The sequence below is a fragment of the Bacillus sp. FAU20 genome (assembly GCF_056033865.1).
This window is the reverse complement of sequence record NZ_JBVYHY010000016.1, coordinates 17834-40673: the sequence shown is the minus strand read 5'-3', so window position 1 is coordinate 40673 and position 22840 is coordinate 17834. Positions and strand designations below refer to the sequence as shown.

Genomic DNA, 22840 nt, shown 5'->3' with positions numbered 1-22840 from the left:
GAAAATAGGTGGGCTTTTTAATGCAGAAAAAAGACACCCAAAGGTGTCTTCTGACTTGAATTAATATTTCAGACCGGACGGTTCGGTCTGAAATAGAGTTAAGATATTAACAAATTAATTTTCTTAATATTCACCTGTAGCATATTCTCTCTTATTCTTTTAGTTAAAAATAATAAATAGCAATCACTGCTAGCGAATTATTAATCATGTGCATTATAATTCCCACATATAAACGCCCGGTTAATTTATAAGTACAACCTAAACCAATTCCTAAAAGGAAATATGGAATTGTTTCTAAAGAAAGAAGACTAACATGCATACCTGCAAAAATAGCTGAAGAAACAAGTACACCTAACCAGGAATTTTTAAAAATTCCATGCTGTATAACACCACGATAGACAATTTCTTCACCAATGGGTGCTACTAGAGCAATAGAAAATGCAAAGACTAAAATAGGTAACGTTACTTGGCTTTCTAATTCAACTTGATTAGATGACTGAAAACTTATAAAGTCTGCTAGTAACAGCGGTAGGGATTTACATACTACAGTTAGTACTAGACCTAAAAGTAAGCTTTTTGGCAAACTCATCGTAAAATTATTTTGATTTGTAAAAGGCTCTTTAGATCTATGATAATAAAAATAAATTATTAGAACAACTAACAAATCAATTGCGTCAAACGAAATGCTCATCCCGCCAAACTGTTCATCACTAATGAAATAAACTAGTGCGATAAGTTGCTTTAAAATCATATAAAACACAAAAATCCCTAACGATATTGCCGACATTTTATTGAATCGACATTGTTTTTTTAATATACCAAACACAAAAAATCCTCCTTGAAATAATTTTAATTCGTAGAACATGATAACAAAGTCTAACTTCTTTTGCACTAATTATATAATAAAAATACAATTTAAGTATATCTAAATTATATAATATTAACTTAGAAATATTTGAATAAATGGTAATAGGGGTTACCATTTACTACACCTACGGAAATAGGCGTGCTTTCTATTCATAAAGAAAAGACACCCTAAGGAGCCTTCCTCCGACTTGAACCGCTTTAATTTTAATAATATGTATTGGAATCCCTTCAAAATAGTATTTTACTACGTTAATTAATATTGATCATTGAGAAAAAATAAAAGCACTCTTTCGAGTGCCTATTTTATTCAGATACAGTAGCTTTATCTTTACGGAAGATACCCATTAATCTTCCGATATCAGTAACAGTCATTATTAATGAAGTTTTATTAATGAATTTAACCAGTATTTTTATGTGAATCAGCACATGTGAGTGGATTTGATTTTGGAAAAAAGAAAGGGACACTCTATATTCAGTTAGATATGGAAGAACTCATGAATCAATTGTCCCCTGTTCAAACAACGGAGATTTCAGAGGCACACATTGGACAGTATCAAAAATTCCCAGCTCGTGTTATTATTCATCGATTAACAAAAGAACAAACAGAGAAAAGGTTAAAGGAACAAGCAAAAAAAGAAAAGAAGAAAGGTATTACCTACAAAGAACGAAGTAAACGGTTGAGTGGGATCAACGTGTATATTATGAGTCTTTCTACAGAAAATGTTCCAACGGAACATATCCATGACTTGTATTCATTACGCTGGCAAATTGAAATTTTGTTCAAAATATGGAAATCTTTTTTTAAAATTGACAGGTGCAAAGAAATTAAGAAAGAACGCTTAGAATGCCATTTATATGGGCAACTCATTAGTATTTTACTCTGTTCATCAACGATGTTTAAAATGCGTCAGTTACTCTTGGATAAGAAAAAGAAAGAGTTAAGTGAATACAAATCCATCTATATGATAAAGAATTATTATCAATTGTTTTATGAGGGACTACAAAAGAGCATTCATGAATTATTAAAAGTTTTGCTGCGTTTGTTTTACCTTTTAGAGAAAAACGGGAGAAAATCTCATCGGTATGAAAAGAAAACCGTTTTTGATATTTTAGGTGTTGTGTATGATTATATGTTGTCAAAAAGTTTCAAGGTTGCATAATATTTTTTAAAATGCCTAGTTAATAGGTTTATTTGTTATGCCTACCTTTAGAACAGTCGTAGAAATTTAAAGGAATAATCCTCACATATAACCTCTTAGCGCCCTAAGGTTGATAGCAAAAGGTTTTTATACAAAATAACATCAAAAAATACGTCTTGAACAAGTATGAAAAAAGAAAGCTGAAGGGCAAGTAATTCTTTTGGAATCTTTTTAAGAGAAAATGATACAATGAAGATAATATTGGGGAATTATGGGGATGATTACTTTGCTTACTTTGATAAAATTTGTAGTTAGTTATGCTGCAAGTCTGTTTGCTTTTATTTTTGGATGGTTCTTAATTTCATATATTTTTAATCCTAGCTTTATTCACCCGGACGTTTTACATGGATTCATAAAAACTATCGTCACTTATGGTAGTATACCAGCTCTTATAGCTTGTCTAATTGGGGAAGTCTTATATAGGAAAATTAAACGATGTAGAGAGTTTCAATTTGGAATTCCTTTATTTATAGGACTAGCAGTTATCTATACACTTATACCATTTCTTTTTCTTTTTACTTTTACTTTTTCACATTTCTTTGACTTCGGTGCACCTGTTATTATGGGTTCCTTAGCGTTTTATTTAGTACGTAGAAAAATATAATTCTCGTTTTGGTGCATTATAATAGCTATCTCTGAATCACTAGTTTCAAAAAGCCTTCACGCAATAATGATTGCATGAAGGCTTTTGATGTTTGCTTATTTTTTTGTCTCGTTAACCCATGTAATAATGTCCTGGATGACGTATTCGGGAACGTTAGCAGGGATTTCATATTCACTAGGGAGGCTTAATTCTCCGTCACCCTCCGTGAAGAAATGATTCAATTTCGGATATTTTTTGAACTGAACATTCCCGCGGTTTGAAAGTCCTTTCTGCCATTTTGTATATTCATCTTTTACTGTTACTTGATAATCACGTGCTCCTTGCAGAATGAGTAAAGGCTCTTTTCGTGATTTTGCCTCTTCAACTGGACGCCACCTAGAAACATCATACATAAAATGAGGTGACCCAAAATTGTAGCCAGCTGGAGGATGGTCAGGATTGAAAGTAGAATCCTGAATAAAAGCGACCTGCCTTTTTAGTTCATCGATTTCTTCCTTTGACGCCCCAAGGTATTGAGAATGATCAATAGCAATGTCAGTCAAAGGGCGTGCAGGTGGTGCGAGTAAGATGCTTCCTCGGACAAGTGTGGAAGGTGCTTTGCTTAGTATACGTGGCATTGTGCCAGCTCCTAGGCTATGTCCAAGAATGAAAATATTATTTGGATCAATGCCTTCCTGCTGCGCTGCTGATTTTGCTGCAAATATAGCATCATCTGTAGTATCACGGTCTAACGTAACAGGTTCTGTACTCATCTTTAATGCATGTTCTAAGGTGCGTTTTTCATAGCGCAACACTGCAATTCCGTTGGATGAAAGGCCCACCGCAATGTCTCGTAAGATTTTTGTTCCCATATATGTGCTATCGCGATCATGGATGCCAGCACCATGAACAAGAACAACTACGGGTAGTTTTTCACCACGCTTATGTTTCGGAACTGTTAATGTCGCTGGTAACGGATAGGTAGAATTTCCAATGACGATTTCACGTTCTTGATAGGAGTCAGGTTGATCATAGCTAGGATGCGGGATGGTATAAGATTCCTCGGGTGGCCTTTCTCCAATTTCATCTACTTTCCCGCCAGGTGTGAATTTAAGGAGTAGCGGTATGGTAGTTCCTTCGGTATCTGCTGGAATTTCCACCGTCTGATGGACCAAGTTTCGTTCTTTTATCACGGGGGTTCCCATACTTTTTATCCCGCTCCAGCCACTTTGTGTCTACCAGTTTTGCAATGTGGTTGCTGTAAACTTGGATTGAAAAGCAGCAGACGTCAACTGTAGTGCCTCTGCATACTTACCTTTCTGGAGATATTCAAAAAATAATGATGTACGCTCCGTTAAAGAGACTAGTTTCTTTTCAGCAGATTGTTCCTCATGTGTATCTGCGTGAATAGTTGTTGTAAGCGGGAAAGATGAAACGCCTAAAGAAAAGAGTAGGGTAAAGGTAAGTACTGATTTTTGTATTTTCTTTTTTTTTATTCATGTTTTAACCTCCAATATGTGCTGGTAAAAAACAAGTACGGTAATTAGAATTCTGGTACAAAAACCTCAAAATATTTACAATTAATCTCCAAAACTTGGACACATTTATATTATTACTCTAAACAAACGTAGATTTCTCCTTTTCCACATGCATATAAACTTCAGAAATAATCTTTCTTCCTTCACTTTATATTTTGATTATACGAAGCAAAGTTCTCGTTTTTCTTACTTGATACTTACAAATTCCTTAAGTAGAGGATATTTTAAAAATGGATTTGTAGCGGTACTCCTATGTTAAGAGATAGCTTAAGGACCGAGGATTTTATTGTTTTTATAAAGAGTTGATGTTATGTTTGTTTTGTAATATATGGTGTTTTATGTATGTAGGAGGATTTATTGAAGAAATTATTAATATTGTTTTTATTAGCTACATTTTGTCTACAGATTACAGGATATTCTAATAATATGGGTGCACTAAGGGAGAAGTCTAAAACTTCAACACTTGTGAAGTTTAAACGCATCAATAAAGGGTGGTACAAACATATGTAATAATTTGTATCACCCTTTGTTGATGTTAGAAGTCATAAGGAAAAGGTTATAGATACTTTTCATAAAGAAAAGACACCCATATAAGAGTGGCCTTTCTAATAGTTTTTTAGCAGAAGCAACTGCATCCGATAATGATTAATAGTATAAAGAGTACAACAAGCAAAGCAAACCCTCCAGCAAAACCACAGCCTTCTCCGCAACTACCACCATAGCCCATAATAGTTCCTCCTTTAGATAAGAGGATTAAAACTAAGGGCCATTCATGTATTTTAACGGGTTCACTTTACTTTATGTTTTTAAGAATGAATGGAGTAGGTCCTTTTTTATTTTATCGAAAGTAAACTTTTAGCCAGCAGTTTATTTTCATACTATTAATTTTTATACGTATTTGGTGAAAAATCAAGGAGCTGCAAAAAAATACTATACCGAAAGTTCGGTATAGTAACGTGCATATAAAAGATCCCACTTTGCTATATCCCAAAAAGAGTCATAAAAATCTATGTTTTTTTAATTCAGTTGCAAACTACAAAACTTCTTTTTAAAGAAATGTATGTACATACAAATTATATTTTATTCCATAACTCTCTAACTTTTGTTCATGGTAGTCTGATATTGAAAAAATATAATATTTGGTACGACATCACTTTGTTTTTTCATAAAGTTTTGTAATTAAACTATAATATTGTATTTTTTTTGTATTATTGAAATTAGTAATAATAAAATGTATTATTGAAAAGCACAATTTATAATTCAAGTAATCAGGACTATGCGCCTATTATAATTTGAACATTCAGAAATTATAATATTGTCTAAAAATGAGGTGAGATTCATAGAAACAGTACATATTAAATGGTATGGAATGTATAGTATAAATGATTTTTATAATAGGGAAGAAGCTTCTAAGAAGGGGATATTTGCAATTTCTAGAGTATGTGCTAAGAGTGTAACATTGCTATATATAGGGCAAACCAAAAGAAGCTTTATACAAAAGATAAGGGAACTTAATAAGGAGTGGCCTTTCGATGAGAGCGAATTAAAGATTACATTAGGAATAATAGAATTTCCTAGTGGTGAAATTTACTCTGAAAAGAAGGTAAAAGAGATAAAATCCCTTTTAATTTTACGACATACCCCATTAGAAAACGAAACATCTTTATTATACTATAGAGGGAAATTTAATTTAAAAATTATAAATAAGGGAAGAAGAGGTTTAATTGTTAAAAAACTTTCTACAGGAGATCTAATATGGACATAATTGGAATCACCTTTGAATAAAATTGAAGGTTTCTTAAGTGCAGAAGCTTATCAATTTTTAATGTATTAAACTATTTTGAATAACATATGTCAGATACTTGAAAAAACACAAATTTTATTATGATATGAAATCCTGTATGGAAAGTGTAGTTTATTTCTATTGTTTAATAAAAATATTAAGAATTTTAGGGATAATACATAAAGAGTAGAGGAGAAAGTAAACACGGAGGTTTGAAGAATGGGACAAGTAAGCAGATTTCAAGAAAAACAACAGAATCGTCGTCAAAAGGCAATTTTTAATATTGCATTTACTTTGGTATTAGTGACAGTTGGTATAGTGACATACCAGTTATTTACTGCTTCTAATACATCAAAGAAAGCAATTGCTCAAGAAAAGAAAGTAACAAAGATAGAAGAGAAGAAAACTGAAGATAAAGAAACAGCAAAGATAGAAGAGAAGAAAACTGAAGATAAAGAAACAGCAAAGATAGAAGAGAAGAAAGCTGAAGATAAAGAAACAGCAAAGATAGAAGAGAAGAAAACTGAAGATAAAGAAACAGCAAAGATAGAAGAAAAGAAAACTGAAGATAAAGAGGCAGCACAGCTAGAAGAGAAATCAAAAACAGAAAAATCGGTAAAAACGAACGGAACTGAAAATAATGAGGAAGAAAAAACGACATCTCAAGAAAAGGGTTCTCAAACTAATCCTTCTTGGAAGCCAATTGGTACCGAGCAAGGAGCAAAACCTGAAATGAAATTTAAAGAAGGAACAGTAGATTGGAGTGAGATGAAAAAAGCAATTTCTTATGCTGTTGATGTTCCAGAGAGCCAATTGATTTTCGATTTTATTGGGAATAATGGTAATAATAAAGCCTACGGTAATGTACGAGATAAGCAAAATAATAAAAAATATAAGGTTAATATTGATTGGGTAGAAAATCAGGGGTGGAAACCAGTATCTGTACAAGTGGTAAGATAAATAATAGAAATGTAATGATGTAAATCAGCTGTCCATATGGACAGCTGATTATTTTTTTGCTTAGCGTATTTTTTTGAAAATGCTGGTAGTACCTCGTTGAGAAACATGAATTAAATCTATATTTTGTTTTATTTACCTCACTACTTTATCCATAATTTCTTTATATTTATAATAGTAATTAGTTTCAAATAAATAGTTGTACGGAAGAAAATGTTCCTTGTAAGTAGTAAGCATCCTTTATAATTTTAATTTATAATTATTTATAAAAAAGAAAAGACACCCTAAGGTGCCTTTCTTCGACTTGAACCATCTTAATTTTAATAATATATTGGACTCCCATCCAAATATTATTTTACCATGTTAAATTGTTTTATTCATTGAGAAATATAGTTTCATTTTATATTTAAAAGAATTCTATAGGCTAGAACCAGCTATTAATTAGGGGAAACTGACATGTTAAGCTAATATTATAATACTTCTAGAACGGAAATTTTGAGCAATATGTATACGAGCCACATATTAAAAAAAGACACTCTCAAGAGTGCCTCTCCTTAGCAGCCGAATCCGCCGCCCCAACAGCTAGCGCCAACGATGATTAATAAGATGAAGAGCACAACAAGTAAGGCAAATCCGCCGCCGAAACCACAGCCTCCACCACAACTACCGCCATAGCCCATATTAACTCCTCCTTCCATAAAGACCATTTATTAATGGGTTTAATTTACTTTATGTTTTTAAGGATGAATGGAGCAGGTCCTTAAAAAAATAAAAGGATTTTGGAAGTTAAAAAGAGTTGACGACCTTATTTTTGTCACCGGTATTTCGTCTGCTACATATTGTATTTTATTCTGTGTATTGGGGGAAGGAGGATCTTATGGCTAATTCTGAGATGATTTTACGTTTACTTACGGATTTAAAGATTGAACAACAATTGTTGAAAGAACAGTTAGAGAAAATGCAAACAGCTGTGACTATTCTTGAAGAAAAATCAGTGACGCTTAAAGAAAAACCAGCGACTCTTAAAGAAAAAACAATGACTCCTGAAGAAAAACCATCTGTTACAAAGCAAAGAGCTTTTTCTGGACGCCCAACATCTTTTCGTGATTGGAGAGCAGCTGCTCAAAAAAATTCATAAAATTATAAAAAAAGAAGACATCAATTAAGCTGTCTTCTTTTCTTTTCTTATCCAATCCAAATGAGTTAAGAAGGTATATCCATATTGCTTTAAAAATAAGAAGAAAATAACGATTGTCGACTCCTATTTTAGTATAGCGTATAATAATCTATATATATATGTAATTTTACATAAATATATAGATTATATAATGTTAAGCATATATATTTTAGTTGTCTGTTATTTGTTTTAATTCATTTATTCTTATTATTTTTTAAGAGCCCCAGTAATGGGGCCTTTTTATAATTGTGTTAAAGTAGAAACCCCTCAAGCATAAGGAGGGGTTACATAACTAGGAAAATAGTTATTTGTGTTTAATGAGAGGAAGTTCAGGGTGTTGTTTCTGAATTTCTTCTAAATGATTTTCGCTTTTGCCTTTTAAAGTTTGATCGAAAAAGCTAGTTACTAGTTTATTAATTAGTTTGTAGTTTATGGCTACATCTTCGCCAGGTTCATTAATAATAGGTGAAAATGCTGCTAAATCTGTAAAACTAGTATGGTTTGTTTTTGGAATTACCACTGTGTACACGCCCGGTTTTTCAATGGTTTTATTTCTTAAATAGACTATTTCCAATAATTCATTTTGGATTCCGGTTGTCTTTGGATTCTCAGCCTCTTTCATAAAATGAATCGTAGCTTCAGCATTCATCAACATGAATGGTTTTTGAGGACCGTCTTTAGGCATTGGATCGCCATACAATCCACCATCCATATTAATTGCAGCTTTAATACGCGTATCCTTCACTAACATTTGTGCGGCAGTTGCTCCACCAAAAGAGTGACCGAACATTCCAATTTTGTCATAGTCAATTAAGTCTGCAATAGTTTTAAAACTTTTATCGAAATTGCCTTCTATTACTTCATTTAAAACAAAAGTAGTATCCTGTTCCCATTTTTGAACTATGGTATTTAAGGCGGTAGGTGTATATTCAATTGGTATAGAGTCTACACGGTTTCCATTAGGGAAAATTGTTGTTGCTGCATATCCTGTAAAATTAAGAGCGATTACTACATAGCCTTGACTAGCTAATTCCTCTAACTGGAATGTATTTTGTTGACCATATAATCCCATCCCATGGCCGAATAAAAGGAGGGGGAATTTTTCTTTATCTTGAAGTGGCTTAGCATTCTGATAAGAATGTGTTTTTGTCAGCCCTAAATGTGTCGTTACGATATATGGAGCACCGTTTGTTACTGCCAATTGTTCAGCCAGCTCGTTTATGTTCTCAAAATAGGCAGAAGGCTTCCCTGATCCTTTTGCGGCAGGATAGTATACTTGTATCATTAACTCACGATTTCCATGATTATTTGGTACAGTGGTTTCTTTTCGATTTGTATCAATTAAATGAAAAGCTTTCGTTCCTACTGTATATTTTCCAGTAGGCTCTGGGAGTGTTATGATCGGAAAAAGTAAAGGTAATGTAAACATTGCGATAGCAGTTACGATAATTCCTAAACCTTTTAAAACTTTCATCACTAACTTTTTAGAAACGGCTGTAGTTTTTGGTTTCAAAAAAACTTGTAATGTTAAAACGAACAATAAGAAATAGGCGGGAATCATACGCCAGTTTGCACCAATTACAATGATGGTGGCAAATAATAATGCATAATTTATTAGTAAAAGGACTCCATTTTTTTTCGTCAAACCCCGTTTGATAAAGATGGGAATGATACTAGATAAAAGTAATACAGCAACAAAAATGATTTCTAACATTTTTAGCTCCTTTCCTAATCAATATAGATATAGATTGATAATTTACAACCTTCCCAATTATATAACTATAATTGATGATTGTATGCATGTAAGTAAGTTTAGAATGTTTTTATATGACATTAAAAAAAGTACTCATACGAGTACTTTTTCTTAAATGAATTATTATTTATTTTTAAACCGTTCCCCATAAATGATAAACCATACCGATAACAAAAAATGCTAGTCCTACAAACAAAACGATTAAAGCAAGCACTCCATTTTTATTATGTTCCATAAAATTAGCTCCTTTTCATTTACTTATCTACAAAAAGCCTTTAGTCGTAATTATGGCTAAAGGCTTGGATCTTCATACTTTGTAGTTTATAAAAAAGTTGCACTTCTGTATTAATTTGGAATATGATTATTTAAAGAGAAGGTGATGAGTACATGCAGGACAAAAAACAATTCCCGCTTATATCTGGAAATCTCTCATTAGATTTAGTAAATACAGAGCTAGTTAGGCGTGGACAACGTTATGATTTATTAATAACAAATGAAGATGTATTAGAATGGCTACATGTAATAAAGGTTAGTCTTCCTTTTTGGAATGAAAAAACATTTATAAGGATTCAAGAGCGCACGAATCAAGTGACATCTATTATATTGGAAGTAAGAGAGGTACTGAGAAAACAGTTTGAGGTAATTGCTGATCAGCACGAAATTTCCAATGATTTTGTTACGTATTTAGAAACACAAATTGAGAAAGCACCATTTACATATAAAATCATTGAACAGCAGCTAGTATCTATCCCGGTTGGAGAAATCGAGGATGTACTCGCATCGTTAATTGCATTTGATGCTTTAACGTTAATAGCAGAAAATAAGCTTATTTTCCTTAAAAGGTGTTCAAATCCTGACTGTGTTTTATTATTTATAGATAAGAGTGGGAAACGAAAATGGTGTTCTATGAAAATATGTGGGAACCGGAAAAAGGTAGCAAAATTTCAGGATCGAAAATTTGAAGAAGTCTAGAGAATCAACTTATAACAGTTGATTCTTTTTTTTTTCTTCTTTAACTAACCTATAAAATTAATATTTACAGGTTAGTTATGTCGAGTTATAATTGTTGGTAAATAAAGGAGGAGAATGATGGATAATATAACAGCAACTAAGCAGGAAGATCCTCAACCAATAAGTGTACGATATTTTACAAAAATGAAAGGGAAAGGAAGAAGTCCATTACAAGTAAATATAAAGGACTCTTTAACAGGACTACTAGGGGGATTTTTAACAATTATTACCTTAACATATTTAACGAGCATAACCTCTACAGAATTATTAATGGCTCCATTTGGGGCGAGTTGTGTATTAGCGTTTGGAGTTTGGAATGCGCCATTATCTCAGCCGCGTAATATTATTGGAGGACATTTGATTTCAACTTTCATTGGTCTATCAATATATCATTTGTTTGGGAATGAATATTGGACAATTGCTTTAGCAGTGGGGATGGCAATAGCCGTTATGATGTTAACGAGAACGACGCACCCTCCGGCAGGGGCCGATCCGATTATCGTTATTTTAGGGGCAAATAGTTGGAGTTATTTAGTAACACCAGTTTTAATTGGCTCCGTTGTTATTGTAGTTATTGCTTTATTCATTAATAATATGAGTAGTAAAAGAAGCTATCCAACTTTTTGGATTTAGTTTATAAAGCGAAAAACAATTTAAGTAAGTATGTCGTTTTTACTATGTTTTAATTTTTTTATAGAAAAAAGCCTTTAGTCGTAATTATGACTAAAGACTCCATGTCTCAAACTTTTTAATTTAAAGAGAAAAGACACCTTAATGCGCCTTCCTCCGACTTGAACCATCTTAATTTTAATAATATGTATTGGACTCCCATCCGAATATTATTTTACCCCTCAGAACGAAAAATTGTGCTTACTTGCAATAAAAATCTCATTTTTTCGTTTTGGGGTGTTATAAAATCTTGAAGTTGATGGGCATAGGGTGGGACCCAAAACAGTACGATTTTATTTCAAAGACACAACGATTTTACTACACACTTTTTATTTATCCCACACTCTCATCTGCTAGTATTACTATTTTTTATTACTAATGTTGCCGTTTCACTCGGATGGCTAAGAGGAAAATGATGGCCATATGGAACAAAATCAACCTTACCAAGATGCGATGGAGCAGAATAGGCTCTGTCATAATCCCCCCAAATAATGTGAAGATTATACTTTGTTACTTCATTGAAATCACCTTGATCGTTTTTCAGTAGTAAACTGTTAAGCTGAACCGTAGTATTTAAAATTCTAGGAGAAGTAAAACTGTTACTTATCTTTTCAATATAATGTTCAGGGATGCTCTCCATACTTTCAAACAAACCATTACTTAATAAATAACGCTCTATCAAATTAGTAGTTGCTAATTTTAATGTCCATTTGTTCATAAATTGAGGAACATTTAGTGATTTAGCATTTTTTTTAGCAACAGGTGGCTGAAGTAAAGTGATTGCATACTTCTTATCTATGTACTCTTGTACCAATGCTTCCAGAAGAATAAACGCACCGAATGAATGGCCAATTAGATGTGCACCATTCGTAGCTTTCTCCAATAACTTTTTCACTACATTCAAATAGATATCTAGAAGATTTTTCTCTCGTTTAAAAGGAGAACGTCCCAAACCTGGAAGATCCAAGATCCATATAGGTTGACCAGTTTTTTCATGAAGCTCTTGTGCTAAAGGAAATAAATCTTCTCCATCACTCAATAAACCATGTAATAAAATAAACGGTTTACCCTCTCCTTGTAATTGGTAAAGGGTAGTGTTATCGCATAATGTTCGTTTAAATAAATGATTATGCTGGCCATTTTGATACATCATTCGATAATCCAGATCAGCTACTACGGCAGGCAAAAATTTTATTACACTCGTCTTCTTAAACCAATCTCCTCCCATAATTTTTTTCGCTGAAACATTTGGGAAATTTTGTTTTGTAATAAAATTCAATCCATCAGAAGGAATTTTTGTTATTTTACTTACTCCACTATTCATAATTGCTTTCATAAGTGGCATTGGAACAGAGATTTTTGGTGCCCTCATATTCATACTTTCCGACATAATATTTAATAATTCAGCAATGTTCTGATCGTACTGTTTGTCTTCAACAAGTGTATATGTTTGAATAGTCGGTTGCTCCAATCTGAAAACCTGCATAATAAACTTCGCAAGCTCATCGTTTGAAATAAGTGGTAACCTATATCCCTTACCTCCAGGAATCATTGGCATGAGCCCTCTTCGCATACTCATCACAAGCAAACCTAATCCTGCTATCTGCTCTGTACTCCCTGTTTTACTACTACCGACTACAGTTGGCGGATTAATTACAGAAAGCGGATAACCTACTGCGGATGCCTGCTGACGGATATAGAGATCTGCTAAAAATTTTGTTCTCTCATATGGATTTTTTATTTTTAAATAATTGTTTCCTTCTGTAAACACATCAATTGCAATCTTGCTATTTTTATCATCAAAGGGACTCATATAACCTACAACATGAATAAATTGTTGCAAGCCCTTCAATTGATGAATACTTTTAGCTAATTCACTAATATGTTTGGCGCCATTTAAAAATACGGAAGCTGCCTCTTTACTTGTCGCTTGAATATCCATGGGGCCTCCTGCGTGAATAATCACATCCGTTTTCAATACCCTCTCCTTATCTTCAGCACTTAGACCTAAATCTATTTTCGTCAAATCACCTTCAATAAAGTGCATAACTTTCTTTTTTAAGATGCCTCTTTCTTGAAAAAGGCGTATTGCTTTACTTTTCGACCTTACTAAAAGAAGAATTTTAACATCCTCTTTGGCTAATTCTTTCACTAATTGCTTTCCAATAAAGCCTGTTCCACCAGTTAAAAATACTGTTCTCATATAAAATCCCCTTTGTAGTACTAATTAGTACTAATTTGATGTAAAAAAAAAGCTTCTTTTATCGAAGCAATTTAAAAAAATGATCTGCTGTTTTCGTGATTACAGTTGCATCTTTCAATGTTTCTGAAATAAATAACGCTCCCTCAAGATTTGTAATAAAAAGTGATGCAACCTCATCAATATGAATCGTATTTCTGAATTCTCCATTCTCTACCCCTTGTTTAAGTAATAGAGAAACTTTCTCTTGTAATCCTGTAAAAAAAAGACCTATTTTTTCTTTTATTTGCGTGGCCTGTGTAGGACTTTGAATATAAAGAGTAATAAATGGACAGCTCCCCTTATACTCTCTCGACTGAACTCCTTGTGATAATTGCTTTAAAAACAGTTGGATACGATCTTCAACTAAAAATTGGTTCTGAGAAAGTACGTCATCAATTGCAGATTGATACATTTCAATCCAATAATCAACGACCCCTTCTAATAATTGTTCCTTATTAGAAAAGTGATAATACACATTAGACTTTGAAACTTTGCTTACACGTACTAATTCATCCATACTTGTATAAGCAAACCCTTTTTCTAAAAATAATGTTGCAGCTACTTCAATCACACGTTTTTGATTCATTAATTTTACCTTTGTCATAACTAGAACTATATAGTACTAATTTAAATATTGCAAGTATTTATGTTAATTTTTAAAAAATTTCCACTAACATTGATTTTACTGCAAAAAAAATCTTATTTTGAATAAAGTTGAACTGAACCCCGAAATTGTTAATTTACTATCGTCTAATAGGGGTCACCATATACGCCCATCAACTTAAGAAAAAGAAATGCCCCCAAAACGAAAAAATGAGCAGCTTCTCAGAATAACTATCTGTAGAGAAAGAAAATTTTAATTTAGGGGGATATGAAAATATTAGCTTGATGGTGATGGGGTAGTACCAACGAGTCGCTTAGAATTGTAAATCTGTCTTTTCATAATCCTACTCCATAAAGAAAAGACACCCTAAAGTGCCTTTTATCGATTTGAATTATTTATTGTATGTAGTTCATATTCGTTAGCATAAAACTCTTGTATTAGTTTTATCCTGCATTAACTGGCAGTAAGACCCCCACCTCAAAACTCAGCGAAAGCAAAGAAGTTAGGTGGGGGGGGCGGGCTGCCCGTAAAAGCCCGATTGGTGAAGGCTAATAATCAGTGGGGGATAAACAACCCCCCCACTGATTAAAGTTTCACTTTATTTCATTCGTATCTGGATTAAACTTAAATATTTTAATTTGATTAGATTCGCCTTTGTATGCAAATGTATACTCACCAACTTGGGTCATATTGCTGGTATTTAAGATAGGATCGCTACCGTGATCAGTAATTTCCACAGTTTTCTCACGATCCCAAAACGCGATGACAATAATCAAAATGATGAGGTATACACGTATGAAACGTAGTTCTCTTGCAACAGGATGTTCCATCTGTTAGTTTCCTTTACTGTTTGATAGAGTCTGTTTATAAAAGAGATAATTGCAATGAATATAAATAAAAAAGACACCGTAAAGTGTCTTTTTTATTTTAGTTATGCGCATTACTTAATAAGACGCTAGTTCCTCAGTCTGGCTATGAGTAACTATGTAGGGTAATTCTATTATAACATTTTAACCAGTAATGGGTCTATATGGAATTTTATTGATTTTCTTTTTGATTATTCAGAATGACTTACCAAGTATTTGGATGAGGAAAGCAGTGAGACAGAAGCGACTAAACTTGTTTTAGAAGAGTGTCTTCTTTTTTGTATCATTGTGAGTAAAGTGTAGAGTTATATTTCCCTTTACACGAAGATAACGGTATACTATAGTTAAGTTAAGTAAACTTAACTATTAAACGAAACGAAATAAAAGCATGGAGGAATAACGCTATGACTAGAACTTATAAAGAAGTAATTAATGAAATGAACCGAGCTTATAATGAATTCTACATTTTACTATTTCAGGAGTTAAAAGATGAGTTCGGTCTTACAGGACAGCAAGAGAGCATGCTATTTCATATTAATTTAAATGAAAACACGACAGCAAATCACATTGCGACTACCTTTAATGTATCCAAAAGTGCCGTTAGCCAAGTTTTATCGAAATTGGAGAAACAGAAGATGATTTCAAAACAAGTAAACCCTAATAATAAAAGGGAGTATTTTCTTACACTTGGTCCAAACGGTAGTAAGTATATAGAGCGGTTGTCTGAGTTAGATGATGTATTAATTGAGAAATACTTTTCTAAAATCGATATAAATGCCCTAGAGCAAATGACAGAGACGTTAACGAAAATAAATAAAGTAATATTGGAAGAAAAGCAGAAGGATCTTGATTGTAATGAGTAAGAACTTAGATGAAGCAATTAGTAGAAAGGAGGGGAAGCATGTGATGAGTTACATACCAAATATGATTACGATAGCAAATTTTGTGTGTGGGCTTTTGGCTATTCATGCTGTTTTCGTTGACGATATGTACGGTGCAGTTATGTTCATTATTACAGGTATGGTCCTTGATTTGTTTGATGGCATGGTCGCTCGGAAACTTGATTCTGTTTCAGAAATTGGTGGAGAGTTGGACTCATTTGCGGATTTAGTTACTTTTGGTGTGGCACCATCTATTCTTGCATATAATGCCTCGTTAAAAGATTTGCAGTCTATTGGGATGATATGCGCGCTCGCTTATAGTATTTGCGGAATGCTTCGGCTTGCGAGATTTAACACACAGCAAAGCAAACTCCCGACATTTATCGGAATGCCGATTCCATTCGCGGCAATGTGTCTCCTTATTTTATGTTTTTTAAAGAATCCAGTTTCCGTGGCGTTTGGTACATGCGTACTCGCTTATTTAATGGTGAGCAAAATCAAATTCCCTCATTTAAAAAAAGATATAGCTGAAAGCTTGAAGCTTGGAAGATTGGATTGATGATACGGAACTACAATGAGAAAGATAAAGGAGAATAACATGATTCGTATGGCATTAAGATCATTCAACATACAAATGTATTGTTTGCTAGGCGTAATGTTATTGGGATGGCTCGTGACACCTTTTTCAGCCCAGTTTGTCGGGATAAGCATTGGCCTTTTGGTGAGTATGTACTGCGCCTGGATTTTAGGAAGGCGTATTGAAAAGTTCGGAGATAGCATTGTAAAAAAAGAAAAAGCACCGATGCTCGGAATGATAAATCGGTTCGCAGCGGCAATACTTGGCGCGATTATTATGTATGAAATTGAACATCATGAATTCATGTGGACATTTGCAGCTGGAATTATGGGTGGGTATTTCTTGATTATTATTAATTTGGGGTATTACAGTATGAGGGATGCGAAGGAATAGAGTGAAAACTAAGTTTAAGCATACTGTTGCCTAACAATGAATAGCGGATTATTAAGAAGAGCAATAATTAAACCCAACATAAGATTTAAGAAAAATTTTATATTTACCCCACTTTTTATTTTAAAAGTTTTTCCTATCCTATAAACAAGTTACATCAAGGAGGAGACTGAAAATGAAGAAGTGGGGATTTTATATTTTTAATATATTCCCTATATTCGAAGACAAAGTAGAAGATTAAATATATGAACAAAGTACCAGTTCTTGAACTATGTTCTAAAATAATAGATGAAAATGTAAAGTTAGGGGATTCCACATGCATACAGGAGTTTTGATGAGTTATTTATATACTTATTTTTTTACTATTATGTTTTGTATTATGTTTCAAATTGGATTTTATTTTAAAGCGAAAAGAAACATATCTATTCGGCATTTTCTATGGGTATATATTTTTCTATTCTATCTTTCGCTAGTGTATAAGGTGACGCAGATTGCGACTGTATGGGATATAAGTAGATATGAAACGTGGATTCGTGTAAATCAAATCAATTTGACTCTATTTGATACGGCGGGTAGTACTACGTATCTTTTGAACATCGTACTGTTTATGCCATTAGGTTTTTTATTGCCGACTATTTGGCCGCAGTTTAAAAAAATGAAAAACACCGTATGCGCGGGATTCTTTTTTTCATTGGCAATTGAGTTAAATCAATTACTAAATAATAGAATTACAGATATTGATGATTTATTTACGAACACCCTCGGGGCGATTATTGGGTATTTATTATATAGCGTTTTATTTAAAATGATATGTAAAAGAGATGAAAAAAAGTTTGATACGAATTCTTCTCTAGTCATAAAATACGAGGCTGTTTTTTGTTTAGTGTGTTCATTTGTAGGTGCGATGTTAATTTATTATCCAGCTTTATTTGGAAGACCGGTAATTATTCAGTGAGGTGATTAAGAATTTCTTGTTAACGCCTGTACGATATTTCAATTTGCAAAAAGCCTTTAACACGTTATAGTTAAAGGCTTTTATCATCATAATTTTTACTTACCAATTACCCACTCTAACATCCGCCTTCAACCACTTCACCCAATCCAAGTCCTCTACTTTAAGCAAACTAAGCGAAACACCCTTCATATCTAAAGAAGTCAACAGCGTACCAACCTTTACGAATGTAACTTGCAATTCTTCAAGTTCACACAAACGGCGAATGTCGTTTGCGAAAATGTATTGTTCCATTAATGGTGTCGCACCGAGTCCGTTAATAAGGATGGCGAAGTTGTCGCCTTTTCTCCAGCGATAAATACTTTTTAGTTTGTTCATCAGTTCAATCGCTAATATTTCAGAAGAGGACAGCGATTCTTTGCGGTAACCTTTTTCACCGTGAATACCGACGCCGTAAAAGACTTCATCTTCGTTTAATGTGAATGAAGCTTGTCCTTTCACTGGATCGTTGGCAGGTGAAAGGGCGACTCCTAATGTGTGTAAGTTTTCAGTGATAGAACGGCCGAGTGCAGTCAGTTCTTCTAAAGAATGTCCTTCAAGAGCGGCTGCACCAAGTATTTTTTGAATGAAAACAGTACCAGCGACGCCGCGTCTTCTTTTATTAAAGGAAACATCATCTTCAATTGAAACGTCGTCATTTACGATGATGTGGTCAATTTTTCTTCCTTCTTCTTTAGCAATTTGCTTTGCCGCTAGAAAGTTTTCAACGTCATCTTTAAAGTTTTTAATGATGAATAAAATACTTTTATCTTTCGGCATAAGGCGAGTTGCCATTATAATTTGTTCTACTGTAGGCGGAGTGAAAATGCTGCCGTTTACGGCCGCTGTAAGCATTCCTTTTCCTACATAGCCAATATCAGCAGGCTCATGTCCGCTACCACCGCCGCTTATAATAGCGACGTCTTGCTTCATTTTTTGGATATCTTTTACATAAATGATGTTATTTGTTTCGTCGTAATTTACTTTGTCGTTATGTTCAAAATAAAAGCCATGCATCATATCTTGAACGATATTTTGTACATCATTCATAATCTTTTTCATTGCTTTTGCCACCCTTTAATTACTTTGCTGATTGCTCCAGTAATAGTAGTAATTGATTGTTTATCATATTTTTCATGAGAGAAGACATAATGGAAGGATCTACTTCGCATTTGCTTTCAATCCAATCTTTTATCGTTCCGACGAAGCCGTGACTATAAAAGGAGGCAATCGTATTTTTTGTCTCATCAGAAAGGCTGAATCCACAGCTCACAGATAATTCATCAATAATCTTCATATATAAGTTTTTCGTATGCTCAAATAAATAGTGATTAAACGAGTTTTGTTCAATGACTTTAAAAGCATTTCGGTAAAATTTTTGATTTTCGTAAAAGTAATCAAATAATAAATCGAAAATGTTTTCCCATGTTTCATAATCGAGAAAGTCGATAATGTTTTCTTTCGTTTCTTCTCTATAAATCCAGCTTAATAGTTCAAATTTATCTTTAAAATGATAATAAAAAGTTTGCCTACGCATTTGACAGTGTAACATAATATCGCTCACTGATATTTTATGAAACGATTCTGTTTCCATTAAATATTTCAATGAGTTCGCGATTATTTTTTTAGAAATTATAGAAGAGGTCATCTGAATCATCCCTAGAATGTTAGTAATATAAAAATCCTATCTATAAATGAGAGCGGTGTCTTTAGACAGATTGTCCATTTTGTCCGTTTACTATAAAACGCTTTCATTTTAACATGAGTAGTAAGAAGAAGATTTCAAATATATCACAATATATTAAAGGAATTGAGGGATAATCACAATGAAAAAGATTATAAACAAACCAGAAACATTAGTAATGGAAATGTGTAACGGAATGGTTATGGCTCACCCAGAGCTTGAACTTTTGAAAAAATATAAAGTTATTAAGAAGAAAGAAATGAACGAAAACAAAGTAACGTTAATTAGTGGCGGCGGTAGTGGCCATGAGCCGGCACATGCAGGATTAGTCGGAAAAGGAATGTTAGATGCGGCGGTGTGCGGAGATGTGTTTGCGTCACCTTCACAAATTCAGGTGTATCAAGCGATTAAAGAGACAGCTAGTAAAAAAGGAACGTTATTAATTATTAAAAATTACAGCGGCGATATTATGAATTTCAAAAACGGAGCTCATTTAGCGACGGAAGATGGAATTGAAGTCGACTACGTAAAAGTGGATGATGATATTGCGGTAGAAGATAGCCTATATACAGTAGGACGCCGCGGCGTTGCAGGAGTTATTTTAGTTCATAAAATTGCCGGCGCAGCAGCGGAAGCAGGGATGGATTTAGGAGCGGTGAAAGCTGTAGCGGAAAAAGCAGCTGCTAACGTGCGCACAATCGGTTTAGCATTAACTTCTTGTACCGTTCCAGCGAGTGGATCACCTACTTTCACACTTGCGGAAGATGAAATGGAATACGGCGTAGGTATTCACGGCGAACCAGGAATTAAACGTGAAAAAATGTTGTCAGCAGATGAACTAGCGAACCGTATGACAAACGATCTTGTAAAAGATTTAGGAGTAAAAGAAGGCGAAGAAATTGCACTTCTAGTTAACGGTTTTGGCGGAACACCACTGCAAGAGCTCTACTTATTTAACAACGCAGTTACGAGAGAACTAGCTGCAAGAAACATTAAAATTAATAGAGTATTTGTCGGTAACTATATGACGAGTATTGATATGGCTGGTATGTCTTTAACGGTAATGAAGTTAGATGAAGAGCTAAAAACATTACTATCAAAAGAATGTAATACACCCGCGTTTAAAGTAGACGGTCCAGTTGAAAGTGTAGAGTATGTAAATGTACTGGAAGAGACCGAAGAGAAGGAAGTTTCCTTTGAACTAGAAACTGCGGAAGAACACGCTGTTATTAAAAATAATGTCATTACATTAAACAACATGATTTATCTCGTTGATAAAATGAGCGATATTATTATTAAAAATGAAGTACCGTTCTGTGAGCTAGATACGCATGCTGGTGACGGCGACTTCGGAATGAGTGTAGCAAAAGGATTTAAGCAATTAAAACGTGAGTGGCATTCGATTGTAGATCAAGAGAACGTAACGATCGGATTATTCCTTGACGGTTGTTCTATGATTATTATGGAACATTGCGGCGGCGCTTCTGGTCCAATTTGGGGCGGAGCATTCCGCGCAGCTAGTAAAGCAGCAGGCGAGAAGCGTGAGTTAACAGTGAAAGAATTCGCTGCAATGCTGCAAGCAGCATTGCAAGGCATCCAATCGATCGGTGAAAGATCATTCGGCAGAGGAGCAGTAGTTGGTGACAAAACACTTGTTGACGCGCTTGCTCCATGTGTAGACTCTTGGTTAGATAGCGCCTCAAACGAAGTAGACGTAAAAACTGCCTTTGAAAAAGGTGCAGAAGCAGCGGTTAAAGGAGCAGAGTACACGAAAGAAATCGTAGCTCGCATGGGCCGCGCTGGTACAGTTGGCGAAAGAAGTTTAGGATACCCTGATGCAGGTGCACATGCGCTTGGGGTTATCTTTACGGAGATTGCGGGTAGTTTGAAATAGGAATTGGAAAGTCCCTCTGCCTTAAGGTGGAGGGACTTTTCTATAATTGATTAATATATAATTTCGTTAGATGTTTTCTCTGTAAAGATATGTATGTTTATAAATACTAAGATAATAGTTTTAAAAGAAGAAACGTGAGTTCCTATAAATAGGGAGTTTAGGTTGTTTAATTGTGTTTTGGAAAACTTCTCAATTGATAAAAAGTACTTCAAAAGGAATAAATTAATAATGGAAGATATGAAGGAACGGGAAAAAAAGATAGAAAAGAAGTTAGAGCTAAGGGATGATAATCTTATGAAGATGGTCAGGGAGATTCACGATGCTAAACGTACTAATGTATCAGCTCAGGAAGAAATAGCGGCAGCCAAGTTTAAGATTTTGGAAATGAGTATCATTTTTTACTTGTAGGGTATTTTACTGTTTTCGCTCAAATGGATTGTCTTATACATCTAAGTTGTTTCTACATAAATATCTGTAATCTCACCTATTACTATATCTTAAAAAATTTGCAACAGTACCAATAAAGCGTTATAAAAAGTATTTAAAATAATAACAAATAGGTATAATGATTCCCACTATAGAAAATACAATACTTCCTAAATTAAATGCAGAAAGTTTCGCACGATGAACTTGAATTTCACCTAAATCTACCCCTCCACTAAAATGCTTATCCATAACTTTAGCGACGTTTTGTTGTTGATTAACAAAATAAGGTATTAGCCATATACAGCAGAACAAAATAATACTACCAAAAAAGAGTGTGTCAATAATTGAAGCTTTCCAATTTAATGAAGTAATGACTATGAGAACAAATTCTCCCACCATAACAATTATCATAGTTCCTACATATCTGGTTTTTTCAGAAACGTTTTTAAATACAGTCTCGTCCATAATTTTTTCTATTTTAGTCCATATTACACTGATTAACACGATTAGGCTAATTAAGAAAATAGTAAATAAGGCTTTAACTAAAAGGTACTCAAACACTACCGACACCACCTAGTAATTTCTAAATTAGAATATAAAGTTGATTTTTTTAACTCTATCAAAAGATTAAATTCAATAATCTATTAACTAGCTTATCGAAAAATTTATTGATTTAAAGATACAACGCTATATGTATTAGTTATATAGGATAAGATCTCCCAAAATTCCTTTTCTAATATATATATCT

The 22840-nt window shown here is 33.6% G+C and carries 22 protein-coding genes and 3 pseudogenes; 14 read left to right on the top strand and 11 right to left on the bottom strand.

Annotated features, from left to right (window positions below; all coding sequences use genetic code 11):
• Positions 1-163: 163 nt before the first annotated feature.
• Positions 164-826 carry a lysostaphin resistance A-like protein gene (locus AC0OM3_RS12315; protein WP_474212002.1) on the bottom strand — a complete coding sequence of 221 codons (663 nt, stop codon included), beginning with the start codon at positions 824-826 and terminating at the stop codon, positions 164-166.
• Between the two features lie 493 nt (positions 827-1319).
• Between AC0OM3_RS12315 and AC0OM3_RS12310 the strand changes: the two are divergent.
• A pseudogene (locus AC0OM3_RS12310) lies at positions 1320-2027 on the top strand (transposase); the annotation flags it as partial.
• Between the two features lie 256 nt (positions 2028-2283).
• Positions 2284-2670, top strand: a complete 387-nt coding sequence (locus AC0OM3_RS12305; protein WP_061883846.1) for a hypothetical protein — start codon at positions 2284-2286, stop codon at positions 2668-2670.
• Between the two features lie 95 nt (positions 2671-2765).
• Here the strand turns inward: AC0OM3_RS12305 and AC0OM3_RS12300 are convergent.
• Positions 2766-4145: pseudogene (locus AC0OM3_RS12300) on the bottom strand (alpha/beta hydrolase family protein).
• 399 nt (positions 4146-4544) lie between these two features.
• On the opposite strand from AC0OM3_RS12300, the gene AC0OM3_RS12295 reads away from it, so the two are divergent.
• Positions 4545-4697 (top strand): hypothetical protein, encoded by a 153-nt coding sequence (locus AC0OM3_RS12295; protein WP_474212000.1) that lies wholly within the window; start codon positions 4545-4547, stop codon positions 4695-4697.
• A gap of 106 nt (positions 4698-4803) precedes the next feature.
• On the opposite strand, the gene AC0OM3_RS12290 is transcribed toward AC0OM3_RS12295, so the two are convergent.
• Entirely contained in the window at positions 4804-4914 is a 111-nt protein-coding gene (locus AC0OM3_RS12290) for a YjcZ family sporulation protein (protein WP_000540371.1), read from the bottom strand.
• Positions 4915-5517: 603 nt separating this feature from the next.
• Here AC0OM3_RS12290 and AC0OM3_RS12285 point away from each other — a divergent pair.
• Together AC0OM3_RS12285 and AC0OM3_RS12280 are read left to right on the top strand one after the other, a co-directional pair.
• On the top strand, positions 5518-5952 hold the full coding sequence (locus AC0OM3_RS12285; RefSeq protein ID WP_002100802.1) for a hypothetical protein: 435 nt from the start codon (positions 5518-5520) through the stop codon (positions 5950-5952).
• Positions 5953-6189: 237 nt separating this feature from the next.
• Positions 6190-6930: a YrrS family protein gene (locus AC0OM3_RS12280; RefSeq protein ID WP_000532020.1), complete on the top strand. Its 741-nt coding sequence runs from the start codon at positions 6190-6192 to the stop codon at positions 6928-6930.
• Positions 6931-7481: 551 nt separating this feature from the next.
• Here the strand turns inward: AC0OM3_RS12280 and AC0OM3_RS12275 are convergent.
• Positions 7482-7607: a YjcZ family sporulation protein gene (locus AC0OM3_RS12275; RefSeq protein WP_000540377.1), complete on the bottom strand. Its 126-nt coding sequence runs from the start codon at positions 7605-7607 to the stop codon at positions 7482-7484.
• 197 nt (positions 7608-7804) lie between these two features.
• Between AC0OM3_RS12275 and AC0OM3_RS12270 the strand changes: the two genes are divergently transcribed.
• Entirely contained in the window at positions 7805-8065 is a 261-nt protein-coding gene (locus AC0OM3_RS12270; protein ID WP_000013691.1) for a hypothetical protein, read from the top strand.
• A gap of 343 nt (positions 8066-8408) precedes the next feature.
• Here the strand turns inward: AC0OM3_RS12270 and AC0OM3_RS12265 are convergent, their stop codons facing one another.
• Entirely contained in the window at positions 8409-9818 is a 1410-nt protein-coding gene (locus tag AC0OM3_RS12265; protein ID WP_474211997.1) for an alpha/beta hydrolase family protein, read from the bottom strand.
• A gap of 426 nt (positions 9819-10244) precedes the next feature.
• On the opposite strand from AC0OM3_RS12265, the gene AC0OM3_RS12260 reads away from it, so the two are divergent.
• Positions 10245-10829: a CGNR zinc finger domain-containing protein gene (locus tag AC0OM3_RS12260; protein ID WP_001152933.1), complete on the top strand. Its 585-nt coding sequence runs from the start codon at positions 10245-10247 to the stop codon at positions 10827-10829.
• Positions 10830-10946: 117 nt separating this feature from the next.
• The gene (locus tag AC0OM3_RS12255) at positions 10947-11501 is read left to right on the top strand and encodes an HPP family protein (protein ID WP_000368838.1); all 555 of its coding nucleotides are present in this window, start codon (positions 10947-10949) and stop codon (positions 11499-11501) included.
• Between the two features lie 382 nt (positions 11502-11883).
• Here AC0OM3_RS12255 and AC0OM3_RS12250 read toward each other — a convergent pair whose 3' ends face one another.
• From AC0OM3_RS12250 to AC0OM3_RS12240, 3 genes are all read right to left on the bottom strand, one after another.
• The gene (locus AC0OM3_RS12250) at positions 11884-13740 is read right to left on the bottom strand and encodes an alpha/beta fold hydrolase (RefSeq protein WP_109139996.1); all 1857 of its coding nucleotides are present in this window, start codon (positions 13738-13740) and stop codon (positions 11884-11886) included.
• A gap of 58 nt (positions 13741-13798) precedes the next feature.
• Positions 13799-14365 (bottom strand): TetR/AcrR family transcriptional regulator, encoded by a 567-nt coding sequence (locus AC0OM3_RS12245; protein ID WP_001072299.1) that lies wholly within the window; start codon positions 14363-14365, stop codon positions 13799-13801.
• Between the two features lie 611 nt (positions 14366-14976).
• Positions 14977-15213 (bottom strand): YmzC family protein, encoded by a 237-nt coding sequence (locus AC0OM3_RS12240; RefSeq protein ID WP_042990642.1) that lies wholly within the window; start codon positions 15211-15213, stop codon positions 14977-14979.
• A 440-nt stretch (positions 15214-15653) separates the two neighbouring features.
• On the opposite strand from AC0OM3_RS12240, the gene AC0OM3_RS12235 reads away from it, so the two are divergent.
• From AC0OM3_RS12235 to AC0OM3_RS12220, 4 genes are all read left to right on the top strand, one after another.
• Positions 15654-16112: a MarR family winged helix-turn-helix transcriptional regulator gene (locus AC0OM3_RS12235; RefSeq protein ID WP_000198943.1), complete on the top strand. Its 459-nt coding sequence runs from the start codon at positions 15654-15656 to the stop codon at positions 16110-16112.
• On the top strand, positions 16105-16689 hold the full coding sequence (pssA, locus tag AC0OM3_RS12230) for a CDP-diacylglycerol--serine O-phosphatidyltransferase (protein ID WP_000042027.1): 585 nt from the start codon (positions 16105-16107) through the stop codon (positions 16687-16689). The genes AC0OM3_RS12235 and pssA overlap by 8 nt, the downstream gene beginning before the upstream one ends.
• 39 nt (positions 16690-16728) lie before the next feature.
• A complete protein-coding gene (locus AC0OM3_RS12225; protein WP_000620605.1) occupies positions 16729-17100 on the top strand; it encodes an ATP synthase subunit I in 372 nt (123 codons plus the stop codon).
• A 313-nt stretch (positions 17101-17413) separates the two neighbouring features.
• Positions 17414-18052 (top strand): VanZ family protein, encoded by a 639-nt coding sequence (locus tag AC0OM3_RS12220; protein ID WP_000556870.1) that lies wholly within the window; start codon positions 17414-17416, stop codon positions 18050-18052.
• 99 nt (positions 18053-18151) lie between these two features.
• On the opposite strand, the gene dhaQ is transcribed toward AC0OM3_RS12220, so the two are convergent.
• Entirely contained in the window at positions 18152-19150 is a 999-nt protein-coding gene (gene dhaQ / locus AC0OM3_RS12215) for a DhaKLM operon coactivator DhaQ (protein ID WP_000723399.1), read from the bottom strand.
• A gap of 19 nt (positions 19151-19169) precedes the next feature.
• Positions 19170-19736 carry a dihydroxyacetone kinase transcriptional activator DhaS gene (gene dhaS / locus AC0OM3_RS12210; protein ID WP_000204220.1) on the bottom strand — a complete coding sequence of 189 codons (567 nt, stop codon included), beginning with the start codon at positions 19734-19736 and terminating at the stop codon, positions 19170-19172.
• Between the two features lie 178 nt (positions 19737-19914).
• On the opposite strand from dhaS, the gene dhaK reads away from it, so the two are divergent.
• Both dhaK and AC0OM3_RS12200 read left to right on the top strand, forming a co-directional pair.
• Positions 19915-21666: a dihydroxyacetone kinase subunit DhaK gene (dhaK, locus tag AC0OM3_RS12205; RefSeq protein ID WP_208906551.1), complete on the top strand. Its 1752-nt coding sequence runs from the start codon at positions 19915-19917 to the stop codon at positions 21664-21666.
• A 210-nt stretch (positions 21667-21876) separates the two neighbouring features.
• A pseudogene (locus AC0OM3_RS12200) lies at positions 21877-22074 on the top strand (DUF3967 domain-containing protein); the annotation flags it as partial.
• Positions 22075-22194: 120 nt separating this feature from the next.
• Here AC0OM3_RS12200 and AC0OM3_RS12195 read toward each other — a convergent pair.
• Positions 22195-22653 carry a hypothetical protein gene (locus AC0OM3_RS12195; RefSeq protein WP_000464476.1) on the bottom strand — a complete coding sequence of 153 codons (459 nt, stop codon included), beginning with the start codon at positions 22651-22653 and terminating at the stop codon, positions 22195-22197.
• Between the last annotated feature and the right edge of the window lie 187 nt (positions 22654-22840).

Excerpts from the sequence above, each read along its gene's own strand:
- AC0OM3_RS12305 (WP_061883846.1), top strand. The coding sequence starts at position 2,284 with ATGATTACTTTGCTTACTTTGATAAAATTTGTAGTTAGTTATGCTGCA.
- AC0OM3_RS12290 (WP_000540371.1), bottom strand. The coding sequence starts at position 4,914 with ATGGGCTATGGTGGTAGTTGCGGAGAAGGCTGTGGTTTTGCTGGAGGG.
- AC0OM3_RS12280 (WP_000532020.1), top strand. The coding sequence starts at position 6,190 with ATGGGACAAGTAAGCAGATTTCAAGAAAAACAACAGAATCGTCGTCAA.
- AC0OM3_RS12275 (WP_000540377.1), bottom strand. The coding sequence starts at position 7,607 with ATGGGCTATGGCGGTAGTTGTGGTGGAGGCTGTGGTTTCGGCGGCGGA.
- AC0OM3_RS12270 (WP_000013691.1), top strand. The coding sequence starts at position 7,805 with ATGGCTAATTCTGAGATGATTTTACGTTTACTTACGGATTTAAAGATT.
- AC0OM3_RS12265 (WP_474211997.1), bottom strand. The coding sequence starts at position 9,818 with ATGTTAGAAATCATTTTTGTTGCTGTATTACTTTTATCTAGTATCATT.
- AC0OM3_RS12260 (WP_001152933.1), top strand. The coding sequence starts at position 10,245 with ATGCAGGACAAAAAACAATTCCCGCTTATATCTGGAAATCTCTCATTA.
- AC0OM3_RS12255 (WP_000368838.1), top strand. The coding sequence starts at position 10,947 with ATGGATAATATAACAGCAACTAAGCAGGAAGATCCTCAACCAATAAGT.
- AC0OM3_RS12250 (WP_109139996.1), bottom strand. The coding sequence starts at position 13,740 with ATGAGAACAGTATTTTTAACTGGTGGAACAGGCTTTATTGGAAAGCAA.
- AC0OM3_RS12245 (WP_001072299.1), bottom strand. The coding sequence starts at position 14,365 with ATGAATCAAAAACGTGTGATTGAAGTAGCTGCAACATTATTTTTAGAA.
- AC0OM3_RS12240 (WP_042990642.1), bottom strand. The coding sequence starts at position 15,213 with ATGGAACATCCTGTTGCAAGAGAACTACGTTTCATACGTGTATACCTC.
- AC0OM3_RS12235 (WP_000198943.1), top strand. The coding sequence starts at position 15,654 with ATGACTAGAACTTATAAAGAAGTAATTAATGAAATGAACCGAGCTTAT.
- pssA (WP_000042027.1), top strand. The coding sequence starts at position 16,105 with ATGAGTAAGAACTTAGATGAAGCAATTAGTAGAAAGGAGGGGAAGCAT.
- AC0OM3_RS12225 (WP_000620605.1), top strand. The coding sequence starts at position 16,729 with ATGATTCGTATGGCATTAAGATCATTCAACATACAAATGTATTGTTTG.
- AC0OM3_RS12220 (WP_000556870.1), top strand. The coding sequence starts at position 17,414 with ATGCATACAGGAGTTTTGATGAGTTATTTATATACTTATTTTTTTACT.
- dhaQ (WP_000723399.1), bottom strand. The coding sequence starts at position 19,150 with ATGAAAAAGATTATGAATGATGTACAAAATATCGTTCAAGATATGATG.
- dhaS (WP_000204220.1), bottom strand. The coding sequence starts at position 19,736 with ATGACCTCTTCTATAATTTCTAAAAAAATAATCGCGAACTCATTGAAA.
- dhaK (WP_208906551.1), top strand. The coding sequence starts at position 19,915 with ATGAAAAAGATTATAAACAAACCAGAAACATTAGTAATGGAAATGTGT.